Annotated in this window: 27 protein-coding genes; 4 read left to right on the top strand and 23 right to left on the bottom strand. The window is 39.1% G+C overall.

Annotation, left to right across the window (positions count from 1 at the left end; translation table 11 throughout):
- Positions 1 to 62: 62 nt before the first annotated feature.
- The 10 genes from I4V44_RS14355 to dinB form a co-directional block, all read right to left on the bottom strand.
- Positions 63 to 518, bottom strand: coding sequence for a peroxiredoxin (locus tag I4V44_RS14355; RefSeq protein WP_118585714.1), 456 nt, complete (start codon positions 516 to 518; stop codon positions 63 to 65).
- A 3-nt stretch (positions 519 to 521) separates the two neighbouring features.
- The gene (locus I4V44_RS14350) at positions 522 to 734 is read right to left on the bottom strand and encodes a DUF6219 family protein (RefSeq protein ID WP_005421604.1); all 213 of its coding nucleotides are present in this window, start codon (positions 732 to 734) and stop codon (positions 522 to 524) included.
- A gap of 179 nt (positions 735 to 913) precedes the next feature.
- The gene (locus I4V44_RS14345; protein WP_182437916.1) at positions 914 to 1063 is read right to left on the bottom strand and encodes a hypothetical protein; all 150 of its coding nucleotides are present in this window, start codon (positions 1061 to 1063) and stop codon (positions 914 to 916) included.
- A 261-nt stretch (positions 1064 to 1324) separates the two neighbouring features.
- Entirely contained in the window at positions 1325 to 1759 is a 435-nt protein-coding gene (locus I4V44_RS14340) for a bacteriohemerythrin (protein ID WP_019161195.1), read from the bottom strand.
- Between the two features lie 76 nt (positions 1760 to 1835).
- Positions 1836 to 2000, bottom strand: a complete 165-nt coding sequence (gene rd, locus I4V44_RS14335) for a rubredoxin (RefSeq protein ID WP_020993356.1) — start codon at positions 1998 to 2000, stop codon at positions 1836 to 1838.
- A 274-nt stretch (positions 2001 to 2274) separates the two neighbouring features.
- Complete coding sequence (locus tag I4V44_RS14330; protein WP_196002870.1) at positions 2275 to 2646, bottom strand: hypothetical protein; 372 nt, start codon at positions 2644 to 2646, stop codon at positions 2275 to 2277.
- A 9-nt stretch (positions 2647 to 2655) separates the two neighbouring features.
- On the bottom strand, positions 2656 to 3228 hold the full coding sequence (locus tag I4V44_RS14325; RefSeq protein ID WP_012744267.1) for a hypothetical protein: 573 nt from the start codon (positions 3226 to 3228) through the stop codon (positions 2656 to 2658).
- Between the two features lie 250 nt (positions 3229 to 3478).
- Positions 3479 to 3718 (bottom strand): hypothetical protein, encoded by a 240-nt coding sequence (locus I4V44_RS14320; protein ID WP_005344271.1) that lies wholly within the window; start codon positions 3716 to 3718, stop codon positions 3479 to 3481.
- A 12-nt stretch (positions 3719 to 3730) separates the two neighbouring features.
- Positions 3731 to 3943, bottom strand: a complete 213-nt coding sequence (locus tag I4V44_RS14315; RefSeq protein WP_023922630.1) for a hypothetical protein — start codon at positions 3941 to 3943, stop codon at positions 3731 to 3733.
- A 14-nt stretch (positions 3944 to 3957) separates the two neighbouring features.
- The gene (gene dinB / locus I4V44_RS14310; protein WP_196002869.1) at positions 3958 to 5205 is read right to left on the bottom strand and encodes a DNA polymerase IV; all 1248 of its coding nucleotides are present in this window, start codon (positions 5203 to 5205) and stop codon (positions 3958 to 3960) included.
- 194 nt (positions 5206 to 5399) lie between these two features.
- Between dinB and I4V44_RS14305 the strand changes: the two genes are divergently transcribed.
- Together I4V44_RS14305 and I4V44_RS14300 are read left to right on the top strand one after the other, a co-directional pair.
- Positions 5400 to 6131, top strand: a complete 732-nt coding sequence (locus tag I4V44_RS14305; RefSeq protein ID WP_008688138.1) for a helix-turn-helix domain-containing protein — start codon at positions 5400 to 5402, stop codon at positions 6129 to 6131.
- Positions 6132 to 6187: 56 nt separating this feature from the next.
- Entirely contained in the window at positions 6188 to 6388 is a 201-nt protein-coding gene (locus I4V44_RS14300) for a helix-turn-helix transcriptional regulator (RefSeq protein WP_005344265.1), read from the top strand.
- Positions 6389 to 6445: 57 nt separating this feature from the next.
- Here I4V44_RS14300 and I4V44_RS14295 read toward each other — a convergent pair whose 3' ends face one another.
- Positions 6446 to 6835, bottom strand: a complete 390-nt coding sequence (locus I4V44_RS14295; RefSeq protein WP_012744272.1) for an MmcQ/YjbR family DNA-binding protein — start codon at positions 6833 to 6835, stop codon at positions 6446 to 6448.
- 249 nt (positions 6836 to 7084) lie between these two features.
- Between I4V44_RS14295 and I4V44_RS14290 the strand changes: the two genes are divergently transcribed.
- Together I4V44_RS14290 and I4V44_RS14285 are read left to right on the top strand one after the other, a co-directional pair.
- Positions 7085 to 7408, top strand: coding sequence for a MobC family plasmid mobilization relaxosome protein (locus I4V44_RS14290; protein WP_012744273.1), 324 nt, complete (start codon positions 7085 to 7087; stop codon positions 7406 to 7408).
- Complete coding sequence (locus I4V44_RS14285; protein ID WP_012744274.1) at positions 7375 to 8754, top strand: relaxase/mobilization nuclease domain-containing protein; 1380 nt, start codon at positions 7375 to 7377, stop codon at positions 8752 to 8754. The genes I4V44_RS14290 and I4V44_RS14285 overlap by 34 nt, the downstream gene beginning before the upstream one ends.
- Before the next feature lie 15 nt (positions 8755 to 8769).
- Here I4V44_RS14285 and I4V44_RS17670 read toward each other — a convergent pair whose 3' ends face one another.
- The 12 genes from I4V44_RS17670 to vanR form a co-directional block, all read right to left on the bottom strand.
- The gene (locus I4V44_RS17670) at positions 8770 to 9288 is read right to left on the bottom strand and encodes a hypothetical protein (RefSeq protein ID WP_012744275.1); all 519 of its coding nucleotides are present in this window, start codon (positions 9286 to 9288) and stop codon (positions 8770 to 8772) included.
- A 10-nt stretch (positions 9289 to 9298) separates the two neighbouring features.
- On the bottom strand, positions 9299 to 9757 hold the full coding sequence (locus I4V44_RS14275) for a YaiI/YqxD family protein (protein WP_015514506.1): 459 nt from the start codon (positions 9755 to 9757) through the stop codon (positions 9299 to 9301).
- A 23-nt stretch (positions 9758 to 9780) separates the two neighbouring features.
- Positions 9781 to 10365 carry an SOS response-associated peptidase gene (locus I4V44_RS14270; protein WP_012744277.1) on the bottom strand — a complete coding sequence of 195 codons (585 nt, stop codon included), beginning with the start codon at positions 10363 to 10365 and terminating at the stop codon, positions 9781 to 9783.
- A 42-nt stretch (positions 10366 to 10407) separates the two neighbouring features.
- Positions 10408 to 11010 (bottom strand): hypothetical protein, encoded by a 603-nt coding sequence (locus tag I4V44_RS14265; RefSeq protein ID WP_012744278.1) that lies wholly within the window; start codon positions 11008 to 11010, stop codon positions 10408 to 10410.
- A gap of 441 nt (positions 11011 to 11451) precedes the next feature.
- On the bottom strand, positions 11452 to 11850 hold the full coding sequence (locus I4V44_RS14260; protein ID WP_015514508.1) for a winged helix-turn-helix domain-containing protein: 399 nt from the start codon (positions 11848 to 11850) through the stop codon (positions 11452 to 11454).
- A gap of 65 nt (positions 11851 to 11915) precedes the next feature.
- Positions 11916 to 12872 carry a D-alanyl-D-alanine carboxypeptidase family protein gene (locus I4V44_RS14255; protein ID WP_012744280.1) on the bottom strand — a complete coding sequence of 319 codons (957 nt, stop codon included), beginning with the start codon at positions 12870 to 12872 and terminating at the stop codon, positions 11916 to 11918.
- 43 nt (positions 12873 to 12915) lie between these two features.
- Positions 12916 to 13419 carry a hypothetical protein gene (locus I4V44_RS14250; RefSeq protein ID WP_015514509.1) on the bottom strand — a complete coding sequence of 168 codons (504 nt, stop codon included), beginning with the start codon at positions 13417 to 13419 and terminating at the stop codon, positions 12916 to 12918.
- Positions 13420 to 13446: 27 nt separating this feature from the next.
- Positions 13447 to 14631 carry an ABC transporter permease gene (locus I4V44_RS14245; RefSeq protein WP_012744282.1) on the bottom strand — a complete coding sequence of 395 codons (1185 nt, stop codon included), beginning with the start codon at positions 14629 to 14631 and terminating at the stop codon, positions 13447 to 13449.
- Positions 14621 to 15334, bottom strand: coding sequence for an ABC transporter ATP-binding protein (locus I4V44_RS14240; protein ID WP_004853372.1), 714 nt, complete (start codon positions 15332 to 15334; stop codon positions 14621 to 14623). The genes I4V44_RS14245 and I4V44_RS14240 overlap by 11 nt, the downstream gene beginning before the upstream one ends.
- A 4-nt stretch (positions 15335 to 15338) precedes the next feature.
- A complete protein-coding gene (locus tag I4V44_RS14235) occupies positions 15339 to 16196 on the bottom strand; it encodes a hypothetical protein (RefSeq protein WP_117449615.1) in 858 nt (285 codons plus the stop codon).
- 134 nt (positions 16197 to 16330) lie between these two features.
- Positions 16331 to 17416, bottom strand: coding sequence for a sensor histidine kinase (locus I4V44_RS14230; protein ID WP_008703821.1), 1086 nt, complete (start codon positions 17414 to 17416; stop codon positions 16331 to 16333).
- A complete protein-coding gene (vanR, locus tag I4V44_RS14225; RefSeq protein WP_004853366.1) occupies positions 17403 to 18104 on the bottom strand; it encodes a VanR-ABDEGLN family response regulator transcription factor in 702 nt (233 codons plus the stop codon). Before vanR ends, I4V44_RS14230 begins: the two co-directional genes overlap by 14 nt.
- Positions 18105 to 18107 lie beyond the last annotated feature (3 nt).

The raw sequence follows: 18107 nt of genomic DNA, 5'->3' as shown, positions 1-18107 counted from the left end.
ATCCGGCGCTATGCTGTCAGTATCTGTAATCATCTTTTTAGCAGGGGATAATATTATCTTCATTAATCTAATTCCTTGAGCATATTTTCAGGATCATCTGCAGCCTTGACTTTATCATTTGCCTTTATAATAATCCCCTGTTCATCAATAAAATATGTGGTTCTTACTACTCCCATAGAGACTTTGCCATAATTTTTCTTTTCTTTCCATACATCATATGCTTCAATAACTTTCCGCTCTGGATCTGCTAAAAGTGCAAATGCCAGTCCATATTTTTCCTCAAATCTCTTATGAGAGGATACAGAATCCTTACTGACTCCAAGAATAACTGCTCCTTTTTCGGTAAACTGAGGGTATCGCTCAGAAAATCCACATGCCTGTTTCGTGCATCCCGCTGTATTATCCTTGGGATAGAAATATAAAATCACTTTTTTTCCTGTATAATCCGATAATCTATGTATTTTCCCATTTTGATCTGGCAACTCAAAATCCGGTGCCTTAACCCCTACTTCCAACATTATTTATCCCTCCCTTTCTGTATCTTTCTCTTTATTTGCCTTTTTCTTCCTATTCCCGGTAATCATTTTATGACCTGTATATATCGCCATTACCATACATAACATAGAACTTAAAGCAAAGTATTTGTGACTTGATTTTTGCTTTTTATATCCAGTGTAAAAAGTCCCAAGCATTGTGATCAATGCTCCTACTGACCAATATTTATGTGCTTTCATGTAATTCCTCCATTTTTTCAGTGTATTCAATTCTAATTATACGCTACCATATTCCTATGTCAATTTGATAATAGAGCATTCCTATAAAATTTTTCAAAATATCATTGTCATAACTATGTATTGTTATCCTTTAATTTTTCTTTGAAATAATTGACAAAAAGCTTGCTTTCAGGAGATTACTATTTAATCTCTTTTCCATCTATATATAGTTGAAATTTATCAGGATTATTGACAACATCATAGTCCTTTCCGTATTCTACAGATCTATATTCGGCTGTCATTACCGATTCCCCGTCTTCAATATCCTCTTTCCATAAATAGATGTTCATATCAATGCTCGTCGCATATCCTCTGTCTGTGGAGAATTTTGTCGAATGAAAAGAGACTTTACAATTTAAAATTGGATAAAAAGGACAAAAAAAGAAGAGCTGCTTGCTCTTCCCATATAGTAGTAGTAAAATAATATGTCATGCCAGCGCAATATATTACCTAGAATATCGCTATAACAGGAAAGGGACTGCATTGTGACAGCCCCTAGTTTACTTCATCACGTTGTCTACATTCTGAGTGAACTCGTTCCCTGGTTTATTTTAGCATCGGTCTGGATTTTGTTTCATAAAGATAAATTTTGCCACAGAGCGGTCGTATGTTTTAATGTGTCCAAACAGCCAGTCGATTACATTTTTCTGTACAAGTTCACTGAACCGATCTGTTGGTCCTTCATACTCCTGAAGGTATTCATACAGTTCCTGAATTGTCTTTTTAAACTCTTCATGTTTTTCATAATGTTTTTCACGCTCTGGATAACCGGCTTTTTCCTGAAGTGCTTCTTCTTCTTTAAAATGAAAGTCAGTATACTCGTTAAGATAATCCAGAAGTTTGATCGCCTTTACCTTGCTGTCGCCATTTTGACAGGCAATTACAAAGTTCTGAATACGGTCAATCAATTCTTTGTGCTGTGTATCGATTGTTTTATTTCCTGTTACTAAATTGTCATCAAAGGTAATGTTTAAATCGTAAGTCATAATTTGACCTCCATTTCTTTTATATGTTCTCTTAGACTCTTTTAATGTCTGGCAGTTTCGTACCTGCATTTTCTTCTTAGTCTTCTACAGGAACGAAAACATCTTTTCCTAATCCGCAGATTGGGCATGTCCAGTCATCTGGAATATCCTCAAATGCAGTTTCTGGATCGATACCAGCGTCTGGATCTCCTACTGCCGGATCATAAATATATCCACATGGTTCACATTCATATTTTATCATAGTCATTTTCCCTTTTCAATGTCGATTTATTTTTTTTACCAAGTTCATAGCAATTTTTTCTAACACTTTGTTTCTTGTATATCTGTATTTTACATGATAATTATTCTCTTGTCAATAATAGTAATTATTATTATTACACTTAGCATAAACTGATATTTGAATTGCAAATTTACATATTGTATATATCATGGGAATAGTTGAATAAAAAAATGAACTCTATTCATTAAAGACAGAGTTGCTGGAAATTATTTCTCTCCAACAACTTTCTTCGTCTTTAAGTCCTTGAAACACAATACTGTCCAATCAACTTCATCCAACTATTATATTTATTCTTTTCACACACCTTTCGGCAAATTTCATTTTCCATCAGTACACAGAACATCTTATCATAATCAAATGCCCAAACAGCACCATTCACATGGTTTTCCACTGCTTTCTGATCTATGCTTTTCAAGCGTGTGACCATTTTCTCAATTTCTCCATTTCCCAAGTTACCGATATTTTTGCAGATAAACCGAAAGAAATTCAACGTTGCATATTCGTCATGCCAATGGAACTCTTCTGGATTGTTTTTTATTTTACTGGCTCGCTGCTGTTCTTTGATTATCTGAGCAGCTACACCTTTCATCGAATCTTCGTATCTCATATTACTCACCTACTCTTCCTCTACGCCCAGTGACGGTTTAAATCTTTTATCCTTTGCCTGCGGTACCACGATCTCATAAAAATAAAATCCTAAATATCCAAGGGCCTGCTTCTTCATCTTATAAAAAGAAGTCCTGCCTATTCCCAGTTCCTGCTGCACTTCCACATCTGTCTTATTGTAATGACTGCAAAAGCAGGAATGAAGAATTTCACTGAGTGTCACACCATTGGGAGCATAAAATTTCACCAGTGTCATTCCCCGATAGATCATGTCCGACAGTCCATAAATAATCATCAGGTTATTCATCTCCCGGTGCATCTTTGGCACGTTCAGCTGATGATTATAAATGCTCAGGTAGCTTAACGCATATGCCATATCTTCATTGATCTTCTCCTGGCACTCCATATCCAGTTCTTCCAATACGACCTGATTTTCCAAAATCAGCTTCTGGTAACTTGTCATCAGTTCTTTAATATCAGTATAATGTCTTTCGATTGTAACTTCCAGATAATCCTGTGCATGGCTTGCCATCTGGAAGGTAATCTCTTTCATTGATTTAATTGCATAATCTCTGTCTGTCATCAGTTTCAAAATCTCCTTATCATCATCACACTAACTGGCGGTCTTTCAGACCAGTTCGCTTTCCCCATGATTTTGATGGGAAGCAATTACTTACTACAATTTGCAGAAGCGGATATCCAAAAGGCATTGTGGGAGTTGCCTTTGCTGACCGGAATCCATCTTCTTATGTAAAACCTGCAGGAATATAAAGGGAAAGTGACTATCCCTGCCGGTTAATAATCCAAATAATATCGTCTATACCTATCTCTCCTTATGCTGTTTTTCTCTCCATAAACCATTTATCCACTTCGTAAAACAAATGGCTTTCCTGTCCCTGTATCATACAGGTGTACATCATTCCTACACCGCCTGCCTTTCTGCTGGCGCATCGCTCGATTTTCAAAATTCTGTCAATGCTATACTTTCTTCCATCCTCCCATGTAAAAAATATGGGAACCAGCTGTCCGTCTTTCCGAAACTCTGCCACTACATCTACATATACTTTGTTCATGCCGACACCTCACTATAAAATCTCGATTGCTCTTGGCGATGCCGGAATCCTTCGGATATATCCGTTTTGCTCCAACTGCTTGATTCTGGAAAAAGCAGATGATGTTGATTTCACCCCGATCAACTCTCCAAATTCCCGAACTGTCGGCGGATATCCATGCTCCTTCGTATAATTCAAAATACACTGATAACTTTCTTCCTGTTTTCTGGTTAATGCTTTTTTCAAATCTATCCCTCCAATTACCCATGAAAATAACTGTGTGGATGGACCGTGTGCGTACCAGCGTCTAAGTGGGATAAGACTTTATCCTGGTACATTGCCGCTCGCTGTATACTGAAATATCCAAACCGTCGTCTTATCTCATCTACAGTACGATCCAGCTTCTCTAACTTTTCTTTTTTCTCCTGATTTCCAAATAAATCCAACTGCACGGGAATATCATCTAACACAAGATCCGCAGCTCGGATTCCCAGGCTTCTAATGGGATGTTCCCATTTGTAATTATCTTTAAATAGCTGAAATGCTGCAGTTACAATCTCATTTGTAATATTCGTTGGCTGTCGTAAATGTATCTGTCTGGAAAAACTATACAATCCATTATCTCGAACTGTAATTTCTACTGTTTTGCATTTAAATCCATGTTTCCGCAATCGTGCAGCTACACTTTCTGCCAATGCTATTTGAATGATCCAAACATCCAGATCATTTTCCAGATCTCTCGGTGTTGTGGTGCTATTACCTATCGACTTTACTGGAGCTTCATACCCTTCCTTGCAAACCGGATCTTCATCCCAGCCATTTGCGAAAGCCCATAATACATTTCCTATTTTTCCAAAATGACTCTCTAACAACTTTTCGTCTGATTCCGCAAGTTGCCCGATTGTCCGGATTCCAAGTTTTTGCAATTTCTTATTTGTCTGTCTTCCGACATAAAGCAAATCTGACGCTGGAAGCTGCCATATCCTGTCTTTATAATTTTCTCGATTAAACTCTGTGATTGCATCCGGCTTTTTATAATCTGAACCAAGTTTCGCATAAATCTTATTCCAGGAAATTCCAATACTTACCGTTACACCCAGTTCGTATTTAATCCGATGGCTGATTTCTCTTGCAATCGTCATTCCGCTTCCTTTCAGATTTCTGCTGTCCGATACATCCAGCCAGGCTTCATCAATTCCATATGGCTCGATCTTGTCCGTATACTCCGAATAAATTTCTCTTGCCATCTGTGAAAATCTCAAATACAAATCCATCCGTGGTGGTACAAATATGATTTCCGGACAAATCTGTTTTGCCTGCCATAATGCCATTCCGGTCTTTACACCTTTTTGCTTTGCAATATAATTTGCTGTCAGCACAATCCCATGTCTGGCTTCCGGATCGCCACCGACTGCCAGCGGCATTCCGGTAAATTCCGGATGATGCAGCATTTCCACACTGGCATAAAAACAGTTCATATCACTATGCAGGATCACACGCTCACTCAAACTTTTCACCTCCCAGCTGTTTCCTTCAACATAATGTCTTATCAATCTCTGTATGTTTAGTATATATCGACATTTCGGAGATAGTCAAGTGACATCTTGGTTGTATTTTCTCCATTTTGGAGATTATTGTTGATTTTATTTCTAACATACGGTATAATGCATATAGAAAATTCAAATAGAAATGAGGCGAACAAATGCGTGATTTCGGGGAAATATTAGCAGAAAATAGAAAAAAGAAAGGATACTCTCAATCAGATCTGGTAGACCTGCTTTCTCAGGAAGGTATTCAGGTCACTACAAAAGCAATCTCCAAATGGGAGACCAATGCACGAGAACCAGCTTTACATGTTTTCCTGACACTTTGCCAGTTACTTGATATCGAAGATATATATGAATCCTTCTTTGGAGAAAACCCATATAACATTATGAGTGGATTGAATGAAGAAGGCAGAAATAAATTGATTGAATTTGCTGATATTTTGAAAGCTTCTAAAAAGTTTTCTCCACTGTCTGCAAAGATTATCCCATTCCATCATCCTGTAGAAATTACCTGGGAACCAGTTTCTGCTGGTACTGGAAATTACCTGGAGGATTCTGTAAAAGAAACCTATGACGTAGGACACCTTGCTCCTGAGCAGACTGACTTTGGTGTACGGATTTCCGGTGACAGTATGGAGCCACTTTATCATACAGGTGATGTTGCATGGATTCAAAAAAAAGATTCTCTTGCTAATGGTGAAATTGGAATCTTCTATCTCAACGGCAATACTTACATCAAGGAATTACACGATGAGCCAGATGGTGTTTATCTGATCTCTTTAAATCAAAAATATCGTCCTATCCAGGTTTTGGAATCTGACTCTTTTAAGATATTTGGAAAAGTAATCGGGAAATGCAAAGGTGCAGAAATTCCGGGATTTCATTAGATTTCAACAGCAGGTTCATGATCCTGCTGATAACAATAAGCAAAGGAAGTGATTGAATGGCAATCAATAATACACTAAAAGATATTCGTGAAGAACGGAATCTCATTCAAGCAGATTTGGCTGAAGCCATAGGTTCCTGCAGCCAGACTATAGGCCGCATCGAACGTGGAGAACGTAATCCCTCTCTTGAGATTGCAATCCGGCTGGCACATTACCTGAAAGTGCCTGTAGAAGATATTTTTCAAGTTGAAGACTGAAGCACAACAGCCAGAAAACCGAGGAGTAAAATCCCCGGTTTTCCTTTTGCTCAAAAATCACTGTAATCCACTTACATTTTCTTCTTTTCTGCCTGCTCCGTCAATCAGGTCATAGCTCATATCCAAAAAGTCCAGTGTCTTAGCCTCACTGACAGAACCATCCAGTAAAATCGTGATCCAGTGCTGCTTATTCATATGGTATCCAGGTAAAAATCCATAAGTCTGAATAATCATATTCGTCATGTCCGGATCACACTTTACGTCCATGATATCAACCGGATCTTTTCCTTCTAATCCCAGTTTCGATTTTTCAACCGTCATGACCACAGCATACCATTTTCCATTCTTATGTCGTAGCACAGCATTATCTGGTGATTGTGCCCATAAATACTCCGGCACCGTACCATACTGTTTCTTCACATATTCAAAAATTTCTTCTTTCTTCACAGTTTATTCAACTCCTGATTCTTCTGATATCCTGCCCATAATCATACCATATTTTCAGTTCCCGTACTACCTGCCAAATTCTTTTGCATTTTCCCGGTTCTCCTGACTTTAACTAATAGAGGGGTAAAACAGCAAGGACAGGAAGTGAGGATACACTTCCGGAAAATCCCAATTTAGGGTACCCTGCCCTGAATTGAAAAACGCTGAAAGCAACGATACTACTGCCCTCTCAGAAAGGAGAAACTGCTAATGGCTGAAAGAAAAAGAAACAAAGAAATTCATTTTTATGTCACAGAAGAAGAACGAAAGCTAATCCGCAGGAAGATGATAGAATCAAAAACCAAGAACATGGGAGCTTATCTGCGTAAGATGGCAATCGACGGCTACATCGTCAACACAGATACAACTCCTCTGAAGAAACAGTATGAGGAAATGCACAAGATTGGCATAAATATCAACCAGATTGCAAAAAAGGTAAATACCACCGGAGATCTATATCCGGAAGAAATGCAAGAATTGAAAGAGATGGTGAAAGAACTATGGCATATATTAAGATCTTCCCCATTAAAGTAACAGACAAGAAAGCTCTGGACTATATCACGAATCCAGACAAGACTGATGAAAAACTGCTGGTTTCCAGTTTTGGCTGTTCCCCGGAAACTGCTGATCTCGAATTTTCCATGACTAGAGAAATGGCAAAAAAGAATGGAATGGACAAAGGTAATAACCTGGCATTTCATCTGATCCAGTCATTTAAACCTGGAGAAGTTGATGCCGAAACTGCCCATCGCTTAGGACAGCAATTTGCAGCCGAAGTACTGAAAGGAAAATATGAATACGTGATCAGTACCCATGTTGATAAAAAGCACATTCATAACCATATCATCTTCAACGCTGCAAGCTTTGTTGATCATCACAAGTATGTTTCCAATAAGCGGAGCTACCATAAACTCTGCAGAATCAGTAATCGTATCTGCCTGGAAAATGGACTTGCCACCAGTATGCCAACCGGAGAAAAAGGAAAAAGCTATAAAGAGAACATGGAATATCATCGTGGCACCAGTTGGAAAGCCAAGCTACGTGTTGCAGTTGATAAAGCAATCTGGACTTCCATCAACTATGAGGAATTTCTACAAAAAATGCAGTTAGCTGGATATGAAGTCCGGCAGGGAAAGCATCTTTCTTTCCGTGCACCGGAACAAAAAAATTTCACTTATATGAAATCTCTGGGAAGTTATTATACGGAAGAAAACGTCCGCATCCACTTAGCTAAAAATCGTAGCAAAGTGAAAACTCCAAAACATCTGTCCAGAGAAGCTCGCCTGTATATCAATATCTCCACGTATGTAACGACTGGCAATCGAGAAGGATTTGAACATTGGGCAAAACTCAATAATCTAAAAGAGGCAGCCCGCACCTTCAACTATCTTTCAGAAAATAACCTACTGAATTATGAGGATTTCAGGCAGCATGTTTCTGATGTTGATGCTTCTGTTAAAGCGGCTGATCAGAGAATAGCACACATCACCAGTGAGCTAAGCACGCAGAAAGTCATTCAGAAACACTGTGATTCTTACCGGCTCTGCCGTAAAGTGATAGAAGATTGCAAATCTGCAAAAAATCCAAAAGAATACCGTTCCAAGCATCTGGCAGAATACCAACTCCACGATTCACTAAAAAAAGAGCTTCAGGATCTCGGTGTTACCAAAATCCCTAGCTCTGAAAAAATCCAGAAGCGGATTGAAAATCTTGAATCTGAACAAGCTGCTACCGTCCGGGAAAAACAGAAATTACAGAAAAAGCAGAAAACACTGGATATCATTCAGCAAAATTTCTCTGTGCTGCTCGATGCTCCTGAAATCAATTCAGACTTACTTCCGGCAAAACGGGAACCTGTTTCTGTCACAAGAGATAAATAAGATTGCACTGACAACTCAATTATTCTCTTCCAAATCTTCCCAAGGTTTCAGACCCATTTCCTCCCAGGTGACACCATACGGTGCACCTCCGGAGGTATAACCGGCAATAACGAAAAATCTGTCATCTTGCAAGATTTCTTCTTTAGCCAGATTATCTCTTGTTTCTTGTTTCCGTCTTGCTCGCCTCTGCTGCTTCTTTTGTTTCGCAACAGCTGCTTTTTCTTCCGGCGTTTTCTTATGTTTTTTTGCCATAAGTGTTTCTATTATAATTCCATTCTGAATGTCTCTCAGGATACGTTCTTCATAACTCTTTTCACGCTTTTCAACAATTTTATAAAATTCTTCATATTCCGTTTTAGGAGCAAGCGATTGAACTGCCGTAAACAAACTTTTGCATATATCATTCATTTCAGTAGCATCCGGCATTCGCTGATTCTCAAGATAAAACTTCAAGTGCATTTTGTATGTTTTATCTGCTATTGCACTCTTCTGTTTTTGTTTTAAGTCTTTATAGCTTCTGTCGTTCCTCTGCATCTACAATTCCTCATCTGCCTTCTTTCTCCCGTGCCATCAAAAGCATTTTTTCAAAAGACTGAGCGAATCTTTCATCATCTTCCTCCGTCCGCTTCTTCGGTCCCTTGACATGACATTTACGGGAACTTCTTCTGGCTTTTTTACTCAGGTGACGTTCCATTAGCATCTGATCAATATTATCATCCGTGTACCATTTACCTGATTGATGAATAGCATAAGCACCTTTTCCCAATGCCATTGCAGCCACACCATAGTCCTGTGATACGACAATATCTCCTTTATGGCAGATACTAATCAGTTTATAATCTACTGCATCTGCTCCTGCACCGACAACAACAACTTTACTATAAGTCGATGACAGAACATGGTTTGTATCACACAACAACATTACCGGAACACTATTATCTTTTGCAATCTTTTCAATGATCGCAACCACTGGGCAGGCATCTGCATCAACAAATATTTGCATCTTTCTATTTCTCCTCTGAACCATTATAAGAATAAGCTCTGCTGTTCGTATTCTGCCTCTCGTTTTAGCTGAACCGGTACCTGATGCAGAATTTGCTCCATTTTCCTGTCATCGAACCAATCTTTCAGCTGTCCTTTTTCCAATATCAGCGGCATACGATCATGTACTTTTATCATAGATTCATTGGCTGCTGTAGTCATAATCACAAATCGTCGTTCATTCTCAAACCAATCACAGAAGCCAGCCATATACAATACTGGTGCATCATATCTGGAAAATGTATTTTTCTCTTTTAACCGATTCCATTCATAGAACCCACTTGCCGGTATCAAAATGCGGTGATAGAGGATTCCATTTCGAAAAGAAGGTTTATCCATAACAGATTCTGCTCTTGCATTTATAACCAGATTCTTTCCTTGTGACAATGGATATCCCCACTTGCAAACATCCAGTTTCAATCCATGTTCTGATTTTTCAATGATCGGTGCTACATTGGTTGGAAAGATATCTCCTGCAAAATGTTCCTGCCGGATCCGTTGGTCTATATCATGCACTACTTTTTCGATTTCATCTGCCATATCAGAATCAATATAATATCTACCACACATAATACTTCCTTCACTTATAGATTCTATTTCATCAAATATACATCATTTATTTCTAGGCACTTTAAACTCAGTTAATTTATAATTTTGAATCCACCCCATACATTCTTCACCATCTTCATTCTCCCAAATTATCTGTCGCCACTTTTTATATTTATCTATAATTCTAACAACTTTCCCTTCCTCAAGCTTTTCAATTACAATCGAATGGCAGTCATGCTTCAGTCGTACAATAGATTCTCTATTAACGATTCTATATTTAGTCGTATTTAGCTCCTTCGCATCATATCCCATTCCAACGATGTAATAATTATTGACTTGTTGTGTATAATTGTAATTATTTATCGTTGTTGCTGAAGAATTCGTAACTCCCAAAACAACTGATATAATCGTAATAATAAAGTTCAGCCATTCTCGTATTTCTTTAACATCTATCGTTCGTTTTTCTTCTATTGGCAAATTCTGCTTCTCTTTATTTATCGAAAGATTCGTTGCTCTTTCATATTCCGATGCAATAGTTTCTGACACCGTATCAATATCCCATTCTTCGGATTCTGAGAAAACTTGATCGGTAACTCTTCCCAATAAATTTATATGAGGCTTCTGGCATAATGGTGGAAGCCTAACACCATAAATTAACAACACCATATTGAAAAAACACTTGTGTCCTTTAATGTATTAACTGCGAAGAAAAACACAAAAGGAGTATTCACAAGTGGCTTCAGTTAATACATTATGCAAAAGTGTCCTTAATGTCAAGAACACAGTTATAAAAAATTGTAATCTTTACTCTGATAAGAATGGAGTTAAACATATTCGTATCCAAGCAAGACCTAATAAATGGCACGAGAACGACTGCCCATTCTGCCATAAATCATGCCCTGTTTATGATAAACATTCCAGTAGTATAATGCCGAGATATTACGAAGATAACTCGTAGAAAATGCAAAGTCCAGTCGCAAGTTTAGACACGATATTGCTCTTAACAGTCGTATAAAATCAACATTTGCAGGGATTTATCAAATTCCGACATACCGTCTTAGAAAATGAATAATCCCTCGCAATTCATTATGAACTACGAGGGACTGCTTACTGACTGTTAAAGCGGTAGCCGATCTCACGAACACTATCTATGGAAAAGTGAGAGTTTGTATCACAAAGTTTTTTACGAAGATTCCGAATGTGAAAGCCTACGGTATCCTTTTCATTGCCTGCTGATATTTCGCCCCACACCTTATCATAAATCTGCTCGTATGTAAGAACACGACCTTTATTGGCTGCGAGCAAGCAGAGTATATCGTACTCTTTGACGGTCAGTTCAATTTCCTGACCGTTATTGATAACTCTGCGCCGGCTCAAATTGATTTCTAAGCCGGAAAGGGATAATGTCGGCTCATATGAAATCTCTAATTTTTCAAAATCAGGGTGCTGTTTTACAAAAGCCAGCATATCGTCAAAGGCTGTTGAGTCTTGTGCTTTGAACTCCATTATTACGATTCGTCCGATATTATCACCCCCCTTGGTTAGTTTTTTTGTCTTGGACAACATAAGATTTATTGCGTGAGATAATACGATTCATCAATCGTTTTCAGAATAAAATTCACATCGTCATAACGAGAGGAATCGGACTGAGAGCCTAAACTGCATATCAAAAACTCTTTTCCGTGCTGCTGATAAAGCACAATCAAGTTATAGTCGTCAGACAGAGAGCCAGTCTTAATTCCGCATACATTTTCGTTGTAATATTCGGATGTCGGATCAAGGAAGGCGTTTGTATTCTGCCATATTTGTGTACTGCCATCAGGCAGTGTTGCCGTATAAGTGTTTTGAGATACAATTTCTCTAAACCACGAGTATTCCAACAACCGATATACTACTTCTTTCAAATCTAAAGTGGTGGTAAGTGCCTCCATATCAAAACCACTCGGATCATATAAAACTGTGTCTAAGTACCCCTGCTGTTGCAAATGCAGGTTTAAGTTCTCCATGAAAATCCTCACACGCTCTTGACAGCTTTCTGCTTGCGGCGAAAGTAATCCTCCACAATAATCAGCAACCACATAAGCTGCGTCATTCCCTGACGGTACTAACATTGCCGCAAATAGATTGTGTAAAAAGTATTCTTTTTCCTTGATTTGAGCAACAGACGAGCCAGGTTTCGTGAGTGAAATAGCACCATAGTCTGCAACAACGATACTATCAAGGTCTGCTAAAGTTGACGCATACTCAATAACAAACAGCTTGGCTAAACTTGCAGGAATTTGTGGCTCGTTCTCGTTTTTTGAAACAAATATTTCATCATCAGAACAATCCACCAAAATCAGCGATTTTGCATTATAAGAGTCAGGAAAATCTTCTTTGTAGAGAAAACCATTTATTTTATTCTTTACCTCTCTGAAATTTTCCGGCTGCATTGCCCACGGCACAAACATTATACCTATGCCGATACAAACTACAAGCAAAAACAAAAATACTCCAAATCGTTTTTTCTTACGGCGTTTTCTCTGCATATATGTGCTCACCTCCCAACACCAAAACTCCTATGTGCCATTTTTAATCGGCATAATTTGCCTGAATACACTCTGTAAATCCAGACGGATCTCCCAACTTAGCTTTATCAATATTATCACGAAGATATTTGCGTGTGGCGTCATCACAGCGATCTGTTCCCATATAAGGCATATCAAAGGCTTTTTCGAGTTCAGCTAAGGCTTTTGCCGCCCTTTCCGAATCCGTATTGTAAGTATCAAGCCATTCCTGCATCCAAGAATATTCCCAAAGGTTAGATGCTCTTGTATCGCCATATCCTATCTGAAAAGACGCTCCCGTATCTTCGCCTTCCAAAGCATCAGGCGGCGTAAAGCCCTCCGGCCAATTCAAACTCTCAATGGTCGTTAGGTATTCTTCTTCAATGGTAGCAAAGTCCGTGAAACCTCTTGTGTTTGTGTCGGAGTCCGAAGAAGTGGAGCAGCCTGCCAGCATAATCACCAGCAAAGAAATCATAACACACAATAACAGTCTGTACGGTCTTTCGGATTTTGAGATTGTTCGTTTCATTTTGTTTCCTCCTTGAATTGAGTTTTATTATCTAAGAGCCAATGCAGGCTCTAATTTTGCTGCTTTCAATGCTGGTAATAATCCGCCCAATAATGCTGTAAGCACAGACACAGCAACTGCAACAACAGCAACGCTGATTGGATAACTCGGTGTTCCCACCGGGGAATCCACAGGGAGCAACGCTCCAATACAATGCACCAAAATCAGCGAAATCAAAATAGCTGCAAGGCAAACGAATATTGATAAAATCAACTGTGAGCCTAAAACCAATGCCACAATATTTGTTCGTGAAGCACCTATCGCTCTGCGGATCAGCAACTCATGTGTGCGCTGTTCCAATGAAGATAGTCCGATATTGATCTGCCCTAATACGGAAACAAACAGCAACAAAAGCGAAGTAACCAAAAGCCCTAATTGCAGTATGGACAATACCGAATCATAGGTATCTCCAATATCACTCCGCCCAGCACTTTCCCAGTAACCGCCAATGGTATCAGTCAAAATGTCGCCAAGGGCAGAATGTATCTGTTCGATTGTCAGTCCTGTTGTGGGATGCCAATACACATTTGCATTTTGTACTTGCCACATTGCTGGTGCGAAATTGAGGATCGCCGCAGAATCCGCATAGATAGTCGGAAAATCCCTGCCATCGTTTACTACTCCGACAATATTGAATGGGGTTAACGAAAGTGTGCTTTTTACATTTCCTGCAGCATAGGGCGAATCATTAAAATAGTTTTTAGCTTCTTTGTTTATGACCACTTCAAGCGAGCCGCCCTCACTCGAAGGCTCTAACCATCTACCGGATGTCATTGGAAGATTATAGACTTGACTATATGCCTCCGTGGTGCAAACTAAATCAAAAGCCATCAGGTTTTGGTAAACATCATTCGGCGGTATTGGCGTTAAATCTTTCATTGGTGCAAATCGAATATCTTCTCCCATAGAAAAAGTAACAGCGGCTACATCATCAATGGCTTCAAATCTCTGGAATAATTGTTCCATTTTATTTCTATCGTGAAAATCGGATTCCGTTATCACGAATGAGTAAGTAGGTGACCAGCCATATACCTGTGCGTTTACGGAAATCAAATACTCCCGTCCAAGCGTACCAACTAATACCGATCCAAGCATTGCGATAATGCCTACAAGCATTGAAACACTTGTCAGAATACTTCTAAGTGGAGACAGACGAAGGTCTTTAAGTATCATTTTTAGCACAAGTTATCCTCCCTCCATCCATTTCAAAAATCGTATCACAGGTATCTGCAATATCAGGATCGTGCGTAACCAACAGCAGCATAATTCCATTTTCTTTTACGACGCTGTGCAACAGTTCCATAATCTGCGTTCCCGTCTTTTTATCCAACGCTCCCGTAGGCTCATCACATAAAATGGCTTCCGGAGATACTGCAAGCGCCCTTGCGATTGCAACTCTTTGTTGTTCACCGCCGGACAAATTGATTGGGTAATCATTTTCCTTGCTTTCTAAGCCGACACTTTTTAGCAAGCCTGTAATTATCTCGTGACGCTGTTTGGCGGTAAACGACTTTTTGGCATAGAGTAGGGGTAATTCGATATTTTCCCATACCCGCAAGTGCTTAATCAGAGAGTAGTTCTGAAATACAAATCCGATATTATTGGCTCGCAGTATAGACAGATCACGGTCTTTCAAAGCAGAAATAGATATACCATCATAAAGGTACTCGCCCTCATATTCCCGATTTAACAAGCCAATAATGGATATAAGGCTTGTTTTGCCTGAGCCGGACTTTCCGACAATGGCATAACTGCGCCCTCGTTGCAATTCCATATTAGCGTTGGTTACTGTTGTCAGCATATCGCCATTATTCAATTTGACGCTTGCTTTCAAATCCTTTATTTTGATTAAAGTCTTTTCGGAAATTCCTTTCATTTTATCAAATCCCCCTCGGATCAAGGTTTGGCGGAGTAGCAGAAACTACATCGCCCTCCTCTAAGCCGGACAGTATTTCTATATTGGCTCCGTCTGTCACACCCAATGTCACTTTTGTTTCCACTCTTTCTCCATTCGGAGTAATTACAGTAACCAATCCCGTCCCTTGTCTACCCGCTATTACCGACAGCGGCAATATAAGGACATCATTTCTCGTTGTCGCCGTTATGACTACCGTTGCACTTTGCCCCGATTTCACATCGACTGTTTGACTGATCAAGCATTGCAGAATGCCCTCTTGCGGCACGATTCCCGTAAACGCATTTTCATCTGCGGCAGGCGACACCACGGCAATCATATCGGTTGGTCCTACACCATCATATACTTGAAATTTTGCTTTCAACTCTGCATACTCCGGTAAGGTACTCAAAAAATTATCTGCCTCTACATTGAGGGCAAATCCTGTATAATGCACTATCGCTACGGGATAATTACTCGGTACGCTTTCATTGGATGGGGCAATAGAGGTAATTGTACCATCCACCGGAGATTTCAATTCTTTGCCGTTCACAGTTCCAATAATTTGCCCGGCAGTGATTTTTTCTTCTAATTCTACCGCTGTATTAAATATGCCATTTTCGGGTGAGAAAATAATAAACGGTACTGCCGGAACAATAGTCGTTTGCGTTGAAACGGTTGGAGTAATTGTCCCTCGTACAACTGATACCGTTTTTTCTGCGGATGTTGCGCTATCTGTAAGATTGTTTTCGTCTGTCTGCCCAATTGCAGAGCAGGCAGATAGCGTAAATACAAGAAACAAAATAGAACATAGCAGCATTTGTTTTCTTAGCAACTTCATCATTCCTCCTTATGCTGTATCACAAAAAATACGAGCCTCTATCTTGATACTTTTATTGTACCAAAACAGAAGCCCGTATTTTCTTGATTGCTCGTAAGATATTCCTCTTTTTTTCTATGCAAATTCTTACAATTTTCCTACGCCAACGGCAAAGTAATTGAAAACTTGTTTTGATCCTCTTGGCTCTCTGCAACGATTGTACCATTGTGTAGTTCAACAATCTGCTTTGCAATCGCCAAACCTAATCCAGCTCCTCCACTGCTTGTACTTCTCGCTGCGTCAAGCCGATAAAACTGCTCGAAAATCCTGTTTAACTTTTCTTCCGGCAGAGTATCGCCGTGGTTACAAAAAATAATGCTGACCGTATCTTCCTGACATTGTGCGCTGATCGTGATATCCGTATTTTCAAAACTGTAGATAACCGCATTTCTCAAAAGGTTATCAAAAACACGCTGAATTTTGTCTGCGTCACATCGAAGCATTATATCATCATCAACACAAAGATTACATTGCAAATTCTTTGATTTGAGCATAGGCTTAAATTCATATACAAGTTGCTCCAGCAGGCGAGTTAAATTGATTTTCGTGTATTGTAATGTAATATCGTATATATTGAATCGTGTTATCTCGAAAAACTCGTTAATCAGATCCTCTAACCGTTCTGCCTTACCAAGAGTGATTGAAAGGTACTTTTCTCGAAGTTCCTTTGAGATTTGCGACTCATCACGCAGTAAAGTAAGATACCCGATTACAGAAGAAAGCGGTGTTTTCAAATCGTGTGCAAGATACATAATCAGGTCATTTTTTCGCTGCTCATTTTCTTTTGCAAGCCTTGCATTACTTTCAGCCTCTTGTTTTAACTGATTGATGTTAGCGGCGATTTCACTCAACTCCGGGGACATTTCAATGTAACTGACATTCTGATCGAACATTTTTCCTGTCGCAGCCTGTACCTCGTACACATAGGCGACTACTTTTTTCAAAAGTAGGTATGTCATGTATATAATACAGCCACCCCACACGATTACAGCCACTATATAAAGATATACTGTTCTGTAATACAAGTAATAATACAAAACATACTTGCGGAGAATTTCCTCTGCCATAATTCCTAAAAGAAAAGTACCGCCAAAAATAAGCACAGAGCAAATCGCACATTGAATTACATACCCTTTGAACAAGGTAGAGAGCAGATAGTTTTTTTCTTTTTTATTCAATTTCATACCCTACCCCCCAAACAGTTTTAATGAACTTCGGATTTTTTGAAGGTTCATTCAATTTTTCCCGAAGCCGCCCAATGTGCGCCATTACCGTATTGTTACTGTTGCGAAGATACTTTTCTTTCCACACGGCTTCAAATAATTCCTCCGAGGCGACAACTTTACCCTGATGTTCGCACAGATACCACAGAATAGAAAACTCCAACGGAGTCAAGGCTATTTCTTTGCCATACAAGTAGCACTTGTGGCTGACTCTGTTTATCAGTAGACCTCTGATGTCATACTCGTCTTTTTCTTCGGATTGGCTCAAATTAGGACTGTTATAGCTCTGATAACGCCTTAATTGCGTCTTTACTCTTGCCACAACCTCTAAAGGATTAAACGGTTTCGTTATATAATCATCCGCACCAATCGTAAGCCCCATAATCTTGTCGCTATCCTCAATTTTGGCGGTAAGCATAATAATAGGGAAGTAAAACTTTTCCCGAATTTTTTGGCAAAGTCGAAAACCATCAATATCCGGCAGCATAATATCAAGTATCGCTAAATCAATCTGCGACTGTTTGATACATTTCATCGCCTCTAACCCATTATAACATTTATATACTGAATAACCATCGTTACTCAAATACACTTCAAGCAGATCAACGATTTCTTTTTCGTCATCCACAATTAAAATCTTCTTGTTCATTGA

Source organism: Blautia sp. 1001283B150304_161114_C9, from assembly GCF_015668165.1.
Taxonomy (GTDB): domain Bacteria; phylum Bacillota; class Clostridia; order Lachnospirales; family Lachnospiraceae; genus Blautia_A; species Blautia_A wexlerae.
The sequence above is the reverse complement of the archived record's forward strand: the minus strand, read 5'-3'. Positions and strand labels throughout refer to the sequence as shown.